This window comes from Nostoc sp., from assembly GCF_036917155.1.
Taxonomy (GTDB): domain Bacteria; phylum Cyanobacteriota; class Cyanobacteriia; order Cyanobacteriales; family Nostocaceae; genus Nostoc.
Genome location: NZ_JBALDZ010000072.1, coordinates 1 through 12,285 on the forward strand (window position 1 = coordinate 1; position 12,285 = coordinate 12,285).

Annotated in this window: 10 protein-coding genes; 6 read left to right on the forward strand and 4 right to left on the reverse strand. The window is 41.8% G+C overall.

Annotated elements, in window-relative coordinates:
- The first annotated feature begins 497 nt into the window (after nt 1–497).
- The 4 genes from V7K67_RS10750 to V7K67_RS10765 all read left to right on the forward strand — a co-directional run bounded on the left by V7K67_RS10750 (nt 498) and on the right by V7K67_RS10765 (nt 3,613).
- A complete protein-coding gene (locus V7K67_RS10750) occupies nt 498–1,517 on the forward strand; it encodes an aliphatic sulfonate ABC transporter substrate-binding protein (RefSeq protein ID WP_335166454.1) in 1,020 nt (339 codons plus the stop codon).
- Between the two features lie 409 nt (nt 1,518–1,926).
- Nucleotides 1,927–2,193, forward strand: coding sequence for an RRXRR domain-containing protein (locus V7K67_RS10755; RefSeq protein ID WP_334707965.1), 267 nt, complete (start codon nt 1,927–1,929; stop codon nt 2,191–2,193).
- Entirely contained in the window at nt 2,194–2,868 is a 675-nt protein-coding gene (locus V7K67_RS10760; RefSeq protein WP_335166456.1) for a cysteine dioxygenase family protein, read from the forward strand.
- Nucleotides 2,852–3,613 carry a class II aldolase/adducin family protein gene (locus V7K67_RS10765; protein WP_334729326.1) on the forward strand — a complete coding sequence of 254 codons (762 nt, stop codon included), beginning with the start codon at nt 2,852–2,854 and terminating at the stop codon, nt 3,611–3,613. Before V7K67_RS10760 ends, V7K67_RS10765 begins: the two co-directional genes overlap by 17 nt.
- A gap of 948 nt (nt 3,614–4,561) precedes the next feature.
- On the opposite strand, the gene V7K67_RS10770 is transcribed toward V7K67_RS10765, so the two are convergent.
- Entirely contained in the window at nt 4,562–6,496 is a 1,935-nt protein-coding gene (locus V7K67_RS10770; RefSeq protein ID WP_334729327.1) for an alkaline phosphatase family protein, read from the reverse strand.
- A 370-nt stretch (nt 6,497–6,866) separates the two neighbouring features.
- Between V7K67_RS10770 and V7K67_RS10775 the strand changes: the two genes are divergently transcribed.
- Entirely contained in the window at nt 6,867–7,985 is a 1,119-nt protein-coding gene (locus tag V7K67_RS10775) for a sulfonate ABC transporter substrate-binding protein (RefSeq protein ID WP_334729328.1), read from the forward strand.
- Nucleotides 7,986–8,205: 220 nt separating this feature from the next.
- Entirely contained in the window at nt 8,206–9,027 is an 822-nt protein-coding gene (locus tag V7K67_RS10780) for an NADPH-dependent oxidoreductase (protein WP_334707572.1), read from the forward strand.
- A 122-nt stretch (nt 9,028–9,149) separates the two neighbouring features.
- Here the strand turns inward: V7K67_RS10780 and V7K67_RS10785 are convergent, their stop codons facing one another.
- The 3 genes from V7K67_RS10785 to V7K67_RS10795 all read right to left on the reverse strand — a co-directional run bounded on the left by V7K67_RS10785 (nt 9,150) and on the right by V7K67_RS10795 (nt 12,129).
- Nucleotides 9,150–9,716, reverse strand: coding sequence for a retropepsin-like aspartic protease family protein (locus V7K67_RS10785; protein WP_334732667.1), 567 nt, complete (start codon nt 9,714–9,716; stop codon nt 9,150–9,152).
- 382 nt (nt 9,717–10,098) lie between these two features.
- Nucleotides 10,099–11,178, reverse strand: a complete 1,080-nt coding sequence (locus V7K67_RS10790) for an acyltransferase family protein (protein WP_335166460.1) — start codon at nt 11,176–11,178, stop codon at nt 10,099–10,101.
- 564 nt (nt 11,179–11,742) lie between these two features.
- Nucleotides 11,743–12,129: a phosphorylase family protein gene (locus V7K67_RS10795; RefSeq protein WP_442943809.1), complete on the reverse strand. Its 387-nt coding sequence runs from the start codon at nt 12,127–12,129 to the stop codon at nt 11,743–11,745.
- Nucleotides 12,130–12,285 lie beyond the last annotated feature (156 nt).

Consider the following 12,285-nt stretch of genomic DNA (forward strand, 5'->3'; position numbering starts at 1 on the left):
TTTTGATCTTTTTCTTCTGGACTCATGCTTGAACACTACCATCTTTCTTCCCTCATGGGAATATTCCTGACATTCCTACCTGGGCAGTTACCTTTGTACTTAAAATTTGTACATCACTTACCTGCAATCTGCTGTATTAAATCCCAATAACCCCAAATAGCTAAAGCTACGCTTTGTCTCTCCTCACAGCTAGCCTATTGCTTTTTAAATTTGTATGTGATAATTTCTGCTTGTAGTAAATTCAACGGTTATCCGACCGACTTGCCGTATTTACGGAAACTAATATCACAGTTAAGAGACTTCCCAATCAAAATATCCAACTACAAATGATTGTGAGACACCCCACAAAATTTGGATAATTTATTCCTTGGAAATCCCTAAATGAGCAGTAACTATGAGAGTGCTGGAGTTGATATCTAGACTCTCATTCTTATCTTTTTTTAATAAAAGGAGTAATCAAAAAGTTGTTGAATCAGTCCAAAAAGCTCTTATTTTTATTGCCACAACGCTCAAGCAAATCCTTGAGTGCCTTATTGATTGCTAGTTCCTGGCTAGGTTTCGCGATTTCTGGCTGCACTCCAAGTAACTCTGCAAATACTAATACCACTGCCCAAAATGTCAGTAATCAAACTCAAGAAAAAACTAGTTTGATTCGTCTGGGATATCAAAAGGGAGGTGTGGTACCAATTGCACGTCAACGAGGAGAGTTAGAAAAGAAGCTTGCAGTTCAGAATATCAAAGTTGAATGGGCTGGCCCCTTTGACCGATGTGCTACCTTACTCCAAGCAATTAGCGCGAATCAAGCCGATATTGGTGGGTGTGGGGACATTCCTGGGTTATCAGCTATTGCTGCCGGTCAGGAGCTTTGTATTGGGGCTGTCCAGCGTCCCAGACCGGAATCATTGGCCAGTGCGATCGTCGTTCGGGGCGATTCTCCAATCCGTAAACCTGCTGACCTTGTAGGTAAAAAAGTTGCGGTCAATCAAGCTGGTGCAGGTGAGTATTTGTTATTAAAAGTATTGGAAAAAGAGAAAATTTCTAAAGATAAAGTTCAGCGCGTTTTCTTAGGGCCAACTGATGCTGCACCCGCCCTCTACCAAGGAACCGTCGATGCTTGGGCAGTTTGGGAACCATACATTTCAGTTGCCGAATTAGAGCATGGTGCTAGGAGAATCACCACAACCCATCCAGCTCCTACCTACAGTGTAATGCTTGTGCGTAATGAAGCCGCGGCTAAATCTCCAGAAGCCGTGAAAGCTGCTTTTAGCGGTTTAACCAAGGAATACGATTGGTTGAATGCAAATACGGCAAAATCAGCCGAATATCTGGTCAAGGACATCAAAATCTCTCCAGCCGTAGCCAAGGGGGTAACTGAGAATCAAGGGCCGCAGCTACTTGCCACACCGAATGCTGATGATGTTGCCAAAATTCAGAAGACTGCTGACTGGATGCTAGAGCACAAGATTTTACCCAAAAGAGTTGATGTTGCTGCGACTATTTGCCCCACGGCTAAGTAGGAGTAGGGGGAGATGAGGGAGATGAGGGAGATGAGGGAGATGAGGGAGATGAGGGAGATGAGGGGAAATAACCAATGCCCCATGCCCCATGCCCCATGCCCAAATAAGATTTGTAATTTTTGAGGTGATGCACTATGCCAATTGAATTTATTGGGATGATTGGAACGCGACAAATATCTGAGTTAGATGGGCCAACAGTTAGAAGATGTGATTCCCATAGTCCGCGCAGAAGTGCAACGACGGGAGCGACAAGCCACTGTTGTCTCTTAGTATAGCGTTGCGTAAAATCGTAGTGTTTTTCAACGCAGAGGTACGCAGAGTATCTTTAAGTAGTAATTTAACTACACCACTCCCTACTGACTGTCTCACCTGAAAACTGCTGTAAATAATTTGATTATTTCAAAATTGCATGACCAAAGTATTCATTCTCGATGCCAACCAAGAACCGTTATATCCAGTACGCATCAGCCATGCTAGGCTGCTATTGTCACAAGGTAAAGCTACGGTATTTCAGCGATATCCCTTTACGATCATTCTCAAGGAGTCCCTTTCTCATCTAAAACTTGAGCAACTTGGCTTCAAGATTCACCCTGGTGTTAAAACTACTAGTAATATTGTCAATAAAGATAACAAAATTGGTATTAATGTTAGTCGCCTCCCAAACAGAGGAATATAAATGACGAACCACACGATATTAGAACCATTACCAGAGGATCAATGGTTTATTGAGAGCCAGGAACTACGATCCTTTGTCGCAACAGTGCGGGAAATTAGCGCTAGTACTGTTGACGATCGCCCACAAACTCTCGCTAGACTAGAACCCTATTTTCAAGAACTCCTTGCCCAACAGGAATGGCTACCGGAAAAATTTGCCCAAGTTAATCCTGAAAGCCGGATGGGTGGCGGTATTGGTCAGTGGCTACTTTATCGCGCCAAAGACCGTTCACTGTCAGTATTCAGTTTGGTGATTCCCCCAGGTTCCACAACTCCCGTCCACGACCATTTAGCTTGGGGATTAATTGGTTTATATCAAGGCAATCAAGAAGAAACAGTCTATCGCCGTGTAGATAGCGGTGATGCCGAAGGACATGCACAATTACAAGTAACTGAAGTGCGATCGCTTCAACCAGGAGATATCTACCGCCTGTTACCGCCAGATGGTGATATCCACGCCGTCAAAACCACATCCCAGAGCGCATCTGTATCCATCCATATTCTAGGTAATGATACTGGTTGCATTTTGCGTCACCAATTCATCCCAGAATCTCACAGCGTTAAATCCTTTCGCTCTGGATATTCCAACGCTCCCTGTAAAGAGGAAGAGGAAAAAGAACATGCCCAAGTACGATAGACCACAACCCCCAGTATTTGATCGAGTTGAAGACGAACGCCTGCACCGTAAGCAACGTCTGGCCGCAGCCTTTCGCCTATTTGGTAAGTTTGGATTCAGCGAGGGAATCGCCGGCCATATTACGGCTCGTGATCCGGAGTTTACAGACCATTTCTGGGTCAATCCATTAGGGACATACTTCGGTCATATCCGAGTTTCCGACCTGCTCTTAGTTAACAGAGAAGGTGAGGTGGTTAAAGGTGATGCTCAGGTAAATCAAGCTGCTTTCGCCATCCATTCCCAGATTCATGAAGCTCGACCTGATGTCATTGCGGCGGCTCACGCCCATTCACTTTATGGTAAAGCCTGGTCTAGTTTGGGGCGTCTCCTTGACCCCTTGACTCAAGATTCTTGTGCTTTTTACGAAGACCATGCCCTGTTTGACGATTTCACGGGTGTTGTTTTAGAAACTTCTGAAGGTCTGCGACTGGCCCAAGCCTTGGGGCCAAAGAAAGCTATTATCTTACGTAACCACAGTATTTTAACTGTGGGACATACAGTAGATGAAGCTGCCTTTTGGTACATTAGTTTAGAGCGATCATGTCAAGCCCAATTGCTAGCAGAAGCAGCGGGTAGACCAACTACTATTAAACACGAAACAGCTCGTTTAACTCAAACTCAAGTAGGGTCACATACAAGTGGATGGTTCGGTTTCCAGCCCCTTTACGACAGGATTGTGCGCGAAGAGCCTGATTTACTGAATTAGTGGTATGTTTTTTGTCACTGCGACAATAGGCGAGAAAGTATTAATTTACCCCACTTATCTCTATTTTTATGTCAACTTTCCCTGACTTTATTAATATACTGCAATACCGTTGAGTTAAGCATTTCTTCCTTCTGTTCTTTTGCATTCTTCTCTACAAGACGCTATGGGTTCGCGTAGCATTTCGTAGAGCATGTCCTAAGTCGCCAATAACATTGACTACTTGAGGATGTGCATTGTCCATAACCGAATGGCACTAAGAAAAGGGAAAATCGTTGAGGCAGCAGGGGTGCTCTTGTGCGGAGGAGCAGGGGAGAAAGAAGAAATTTTAGGTATACGAACGGATATTTAGAAATTCCCCTCTGCACAAGAGCACCCCTGCCCCTCTGCAATCCTTACGCCGCTTACTCTTCAGCTTAACTTAGTGCCATTCGTCCATAACCCTTGTAGAGACGTAGCACTGCTACGTCTCTATATTCATTTCCGGAGATATGCATTGAAGATTCGCGGGGGCGATCGCACTTTCCCCCTTGCAAGTACTGCACTATGCATTTCCCAGCAGGACAGACTTGTTATTCGTGACAAGTTAAGATGAGATTCTTTTTGTCAATAGTACTTGGCTAAAAATAAATGCTGGTGTGCGGGTATTCAATTAACTTGTGTAAATGCTTTTTTGGAATATTTTCACAACCACTTCAAACAAATATGAAGTGTGGGTATTTAAGTAAACGCTTTTTCCGGTCAGGATAAATGGCGCTTGTTTTAATGACGCTTAGGCGTAGGCATCGCCAGCCCTAAAATTGTGTTTCCTACGTCTGTTTTCAGCAAAATTTTAAGCACTATTACTTATTGACAAATTGTTTATGACCTCAAACTGTCAATGACAGAATTGCTTAGTTCAAACTGCGATCGCCTCCATTAGAATCTCATTAGTTGCACCTGAGTTTTACTCTACCAATGCCGATCAAATCGCGAATGTCTTGAGAAATCGAACATATCGCTCAAATCGCCGATGGCTGGGCCATTAATCGGTACATAGGGATTTGTGCGGCGGGTTTCAGGATTGGGTAGATTGTCACGACTACGACTGGTGAGTGGCGACAGTCTCCAATTCTTCTCGATAAACTTCAGAATCGAAACATGGTCATAATACGTATGAACAACGCGACCACCGCGAGAATATGGCGACACCACAATTAAAGGAATCCGTGTTCCGTCGCCGAAGAAGTCGAGGGGCTGAATGTAGCCAGAATCGTAATATCCACCACCCTCATCAACTGTGATCAGGATTGCTGTGTCTTTCCAGAGTTCGGGCTTGCTTTGAACCTCTTTGATAATCTTCTTAGTAAAAGCTTCAAACAGATCAAATTTTGATGATCCTGGATGACCGTCAAGTAAGCCACCAGGCTTCACAAAGGAGACGGCTGGCAGATAATTGTTGTGAATATCGTTATCCAGATCCGTGGTGTCCTTCAAATGCTCCGTCCGTACCTTTTCGTTCGCCATAATTGACGTCACGTACTGGAAGGGGTTACAAATGTTGCAATAGACGTTGGTGTTACTGGTGGGATTTTGAACGTATTTATTCCAACCTTCACCGTAGTACCGCCACGAAATCCTCTTTTCCAACAACGCATCACCAATGGTGCGAATGGGTGACGGCGGGATCACAAAACCATTGTTAGTGACCCCGTTGTTAACTGTTCCGTTACCAAAATAACCAGGATCGTAGTTGTTCAGCAGATAGTAGGTATTCGCTGCACAGTTAGACTTTGGTTTGTAGGGGAGGGAATTCAGATAATTCAAAACAGGTCTTACCCCCGGCTGACTGGAGTCAGAACAATTGGTGTAAGTGCCACCAGAATAGCCATCCTGGGTGTAGAAGTTGTTGGTTCCAGGCTGCGGATTGGGATTCTCGATCTCATTTGGCGGCGGTGTCGCTGGATTGCCTTTACCATTGCTGTACCAAATGGCATCACCGATACCAATCATCAGTGAGTTTGCGCCAGTACCACCCATGACAGGTTGATGGTAGTTGTCGCTGATTGCGTACTTATCAGCCAGAGACTTGAAGTATGGCACGTCTCCCTCGTTGACGTTGTAGAAGCCCATAGAGGTGGCACCCTCAGTATCCTTGAAAGTCGAAAACGGCTTTCCATTGCTACCTGCGCCAACGTTCACCTCAACCCAAGGGAAAAGATCCTTAAGACAGCCACTAGGATTCTCTGCACTGGCATGGCTAATGCTGCAATCCACCTGCTGCCACATTTGATAGAAGCGGTGTACAGGGCTAGCTGCGTAAGCGTCATAAGGCAGGCTAGGCGTTAGTTGGAAAGGGCCACTTCGTAAGTTATTGACGTTACGGATTCGGGTATCTACAGTACCACTCGACAATCCAGTTGCACCCGTCAGTAGCAGCTTGACATCCTCTGGTAGCAGTGCAGGTTCAGCAGCTTGAGCAGCAGCCAAGGTCTTAAAGGGAGGTGGATTTGTGTCACTTGCAACTTGTCCACCACCAGCTTTCGGCGGTGGTAGCGTTGTATAGGGTTCTTTGTTAGCAGGACTTATCGAGAAGGTGTTGGTGACGGAAGCTTTGTATTGAGTTGCTGCTTGAAAGTTCGGCCCAGGTCTTCCATTAGCATTGATAATGCCCTTGGATAACAGATTAGACACTGTCTGACCCCATCGCGGTTGGTAAGTACCAAAGAGATGATCGAAGGTTCGGTTCTCGCCAACAATGACAATGACGTGCTTGATAGGAGTCAGGGTTCTAATCTCCTCGGCCTGGGCAAGAGTGGAGAATATCGGTCCTCCAGTCAGCCCCATAATCACTGCACCGATAGATGCATAGTTTAAACATTTTTGTCTATCAGGTTTGTTCAACATGACATCACTAGAATGAACTACCGAGAATTAAGACTAGTGATAGAGCGTTAAACTGTGATTATGTTTTTAGTAAATATTATTTAACAAAACCTTAACCCGAAATAGAGGTAGTCTAGCTTTTGCCGAAATAGACCAACACAAGAGCGTGCAATATTCTTAGACAAAACCTAAAACCCTGATTCTAGATGGACAGGATAAATGAAAACTGCCCTCTGTCTCACTAGAGCAACGCGCTGAGTATATTATCTAGGTTGGCTCTATGCCAATACTCGTAAATTGGCGAAGGTGTTGCTTGATTGAACCCTATTGTCGTATACTCCGGTAAACCTATAAGTTTATAGTATTTATATAGTTCGGAGAAATCATATTGATGATTAACCTAATCTTGCGTCGTTTCATTGCCAAGTGGATATCATTCATAAAATTCAGGAATATCCCCTTTAGCAACCAGTATTATAAGTTATTCTTTTCCTCTCCTTTGCCAATAGTGGGGGCTTTTGTTACAGGTCTTTGTCTGAGCTTGCTATTTGCTGCCTGTTCATCTACACCTACAGCTAATGCCCCCAATCCCAGTGCCATATCTGTTAGCAATTCCGCTTCCAATGCAAAAGTAGTCAGATTTGGCTATCAAAAAACGACTGTTTTGCTGAGAACTAAGGGTGTTTTAGAAAAGCGTTTAGCACCACAAGGTATCACTGTACAGTGGACTGAATTTCAAGCGGGGCCACAACTACTAGAAGCGATGAATGTGGGTAGCATTGACATCGGCCCAGTAGGAGAATCACCGCCAATATTTGCCCAAGCGGCGGGAGCATCACTAACTTATGTTGTTGGTACTGCTGCTAGTCCGGCTGGTTCAGCAATTCTTGTTCCTCAAAATTCACAAATTAAAAAAGTTACTGACTTAAAAGGTAAAAAAGTTGCCTTTCAAAAAGGATCTAGTGCCCACTTATTGTTAGTCCAAGCTTTAGAAAAAGCTGGATTGAAATATACAGATATTGAACCAAAATATTTGGCCCCAGCAGATGCCCGTGCGGCATTTGTCAAGGGAAGTGTGGATGCTTGGGTAATTTGGGACCCCTTCTATGCAGCGGCTCAAGAGGCAACTAAAGCCAGAGTCTTAATTGATGGCACGGGAATTAATAAACAGGGAGGATATTATTTGATGACCCGCAAGTTTGTTACAGAAAATCCTCAAACTGTCAAGGCAATACTGGAGGAAATTCAAAATCTAGAGGAATGGTCTAAAAATCATCGAGAAGAAGTAGCAAAAGCTCTCGCACCTGTGTTAGGAATTGATTTAGAAACGATGAGGAAAGCAACTAATAGGCGAACTTTTGGGCTTGTACCAGTTGACGACAATTTGATAAATCTCCAACAAGATGTTGCAGATACATATTATAAATTGAAGTTAATTCCCAAAGAGGTAAATGTGAAGGATGCAGTTTTGACAAAAGAAGAATATGCTGCTTTTTCACCAAAAACTTAAACCCAAAAACTTAAACTAGTACAAGAAGGCAAAAGTAAAAAGAAAGAATGCTTATTTTATAAGCTTTTTGGCTATTTTAAATGGGTAGTTTATTTACGCCGTGTTGTACTAGTACAATGAATCGGTTGTCAGGGCATACATCTCTATGCCCTGACAGATAAAATTGGTATTAGTAGTAAAACAACTGACAACTTTTGAAATGTAAATCTTGGAATTAATTATGACTAATCCTACAGAACTACTGCGATCGCGCTACGGTGAAACTCCCTTCAATTCGGAAATTGAATGGAATGATTCGCTGACATCACTACTATCTCACCGTTCAATCCGGTCTTATGTATCCGATCCTCTACCACCAGGAACTCTAGAGTTGCTAATTGCAGCCGCCCAATCTGCATCTACTTCTTCTAATTTGCAAACCTGGAGTGTAGTTGCAATCGAAGACCAAGAACGCAAAGAAGAATTATCTAAACTAGCATCAAACCAAGCACACATTAAGCAAGTGCCTTTATTCTTGGTTTGGTTAGCAGACTTGGCGCGTCTAAGTTACGTTGCTGACAGTCGCGGACTATCTCATGATGCCTTAGAATATTTGGAATCCTTTGTGACAGCTACAATCGATGCCGCATTGGCAGCACAAAATGCAACTGTAGCAGCCGAGTCCCTTGGTTTGGGAACAGTATATATCGGCGCACTACGGAACCATCCTCAAGAAGTAGCAGCACTACTGAATTTACCGCCTTCTGTGTTCCCTGTATTTGGGTTGTGTGTAGGTTATCCGAATCCTGAAGTAGAAGCGGCGATTAAACCACGCTTACCCCAGACAGCTGTGCTACACCGTGAAACCTATAAATTGGCAGAACAAGAGGAAGCGATCGCTCACTACAACAACATCATCAAAGACTTTTATACTGAACAAAAGATGAATGTTGCTGGTGATTGGTCAGAACACTCAGCCCAGCGAATTGCAACTGTGGAGGCTTTGAGAGGACGCGATCGCTTGCGTGAAATTCTTAATAACCTCGGCTTCAAGTTATTGTAAACAAGAAGAATCAAGATTAGGGATTTGCAACTCTGTGGCAAAGTAGCCAGTCTTTGTGACTAAAACTTAGTCCTCGCGTACTGCTTTTCCCAATCCCTAGTCCCTAGTTTCAACTCCGAGCATTAGCGGTGATGAAATTCGATCTCTTTTTCTAGAATCTTGATGTCATAGTTGCCAAAAAAATCGTGGCCCAGTAAGCCGATGCTTGCTTTTGGAGCGATCGCTACCTGAAGATTATTGCCTGTAACTCCACCTACTGCAATAGATTTTACCTTACCAGTTGAGAATTCTACTTCGCTACCATCAGCAATTTGGGCTTGCATTGTACCCGTAGCCTGAAGTTTAAGTGTATTAGCCATACTTAGAGTGATAATCGTTCCACTAGCACCTGTATCTACAATCATTTCAAAGGTTTTTTTGTCATTGAAAGTGACATCAATCACAGGAGTTCCACCAAAGCGGCGTTTGATGGGAACTCGAAAAACTTTGTTGTCTGGAGGTGCAACTATATTAACATTGCCACAAAGCCTTCCTAATCCAACGGTTTTACCAGAGGAAGTTACCATGTAACATCCTCCTGGATCGTCTGCTGTCGCTCGATGAGAGAATGCTAAAAATATCAGCGTTGGCATTAGTGCGATTGCAGCTAGGTTAACAGTCGTAATCCAAGGCTTCCAAGCATTCTTCATATTATATTATTCTCCATTTATTTTGATATTTGTTGATAACTAAATTACTCATAACTACTGCAAAAGTTTGTGTCAAAAGCCCAGTTTATTAATACAAAAACACCATATTTGTTTATAGCAGCTATCGTTTATATACAATACACTCTAACCTCTCTCCTAATAAAAGAGATACTTATTGAAGAAGAATTCAGAAGTCAGAATTCAGGAGTCAGCAATCTTGACGCGATGCTCGTTCGCTCTTAGCGTCTCCCCGAATCACATTGGGAGAGGCTAACGCCAAGGGAGAAGACTCGCTACCGCTACGCTATCAATCGGGGATTCAGACCCGCGACTGATTGATTCTGAATTCTGGATTCTGGATTCTTCTTAAATTAACCATACATTAGTTTTTTCTGATTCCTTGTGTCAAGCCTGATTGAGATGCATTTGTCCTAGATAGTTTAGCGTTTGGGGTTGAAAAATCACCCAAGAAAAGCTGACGCATAATTGAATAATTGAATATAATTTTGTAGATAATATATGAAATAATTAATGTACCTATTACGCTAATTCCTTGAACTGCGAAAATTGGGTAACTTTTAATCGTTATTTGTATCGGTTGATGTAAATACATAATGATCATAGAAGCACTACCAAGTTCGCGCAGGACAGTTCCTATGTAAGGTTTATTATAAAGTAGTAGCGCCAATTTCTGTGTAATAATAATACCAGATAAAGCTATGATAACATTAACAATCAAGACTCCATAGTTTGTACTTTTCATATTAAAATTTAAAGGCATCAGAGACACTATATCTAGTAACATTGCAGTCAAAAATATGATTATTCCTATTATTAGGAATATCAGGGTTTTAGAATTAATTAAAAATGATTTAGCTGCCATGTGTCCTAACCAGTAAAATGGAAGTGCCATTGCAACTACATTAATATTCCAAGGAAAGACAACATTTTTTAGATAAAAATAATTTATCATTGCTAAACAATAGGAGCCGAGCATAATTTTTATCATCAACCAATTATTAGAACCAAATTTTACATAGATCAGGTTATATAACTGCTGCGTAAAAAATAAACAAGTTACAAACCAAAATACACCAAACCAAAGCACCAGATTTGCTCCACCATACACTTGTTTCCAGATGACCGGAATTATAAATCCTATAAGTTTGTCTATAGGTAATATTTTTTTTTGCTGCCAACTATCTATTATTAATGGTAGATATTGAAGTAGAGTAAATAAAAAAAGAAATGAAAAATATGGTACTAGAAGATAAAAACACTTTTTCTGAAAAAAAGCAGAGTAGTCAGTTTTTTTGCTATAAAGATATCCACTGATAAAGAAAAAAAGCGGCATGTGAAACCAGAAAATATATTTCGATACGGGGTTAACTATGTGTCCTACAACAACTGTAATTATGGCAAGACCTTTCCAACAATCAATCCATTCAATTCTTTGCGACATTAATGATACCTATAGACTCTGTTGAATAATGCCGATGTCTGATTGATATTTCTTTTGGCTTTCTCTGAACACTAGGATTTTTCAGGGCTTCAGCAAATTTAGTTTCAAAGCCTTGTGATATCAGCCTGGCTCCTGACAATTTGTTGACAACAGCATTGAAGTCTTTTCGTTGATTTTTCTCAGTTGTCAAGTGCGTTTTTTATCCTGTCTTTTATGCTTATATCTTTTAATTTTTCAAGTTCACATCATACAAAATTAAATGAGCTTACCCTGTATATATCTTAACTAGAATTACTGATTGATAAATTAAAGATTAGGTAAAGACACGATAAGAACACTTAGAGGTTGTTTGAAAAGTCTAAATTATTACTAGCCCTGGCGATTAGAAATCGCGGCTACACGAGACTCTACCCACCTCCGTGGGTTAAAAAACCTTGATTTTTCATGCTTTCCACGGAGGTGGGCTTGGTTTGTGTAGTAGCGAATTCTATTCGCCTAATACTTTTCAAACATCCTCTTAGAGCAGATTAAACGCGACATACTAATTAAGATAAATTTGTTAGCTTACTCCAGTTTTGCTGCTGCATTTACAGCAATTGCGATCGCATGTTTAACAGCGACATCTCTTTGTTCTAAGATGATATTTTCACTATCAGTACGCCCAGCTACTACACCGCAAATAGCAGCAGCAGCAAAATTATACACTCCTGCCATTTTGAATAGTGTGCCGCATTCCATCTCGTAATTCAAGATATTCAAGCGCCGATATTCTTCTGTAATGCCATGCAGCGATCGCATTAAATATGGATTTGCTGAATCAGTGCGTTCTTGTCCTTCGTAAAAAGTATCAACTGATGCCGTAATTCCGATGTAATATTTTACCTCTAATTCTCGTGCGGCTTTAACTAAAGCGACTGTCAGAAAAGGATCGGCTGCGGCTGGATACTCCACATATTTGACTTTTATAGATTAATCCATCACTAACTTGACCAGTCATTTTTTGTTCTTATACCAACCCACATTCCGCACTTCAATAAGTAGCATGGATAAACTACATAAACAGAAAATGCGCTGATGATAATTTGAACAATCAAGTAACCAGAAAAT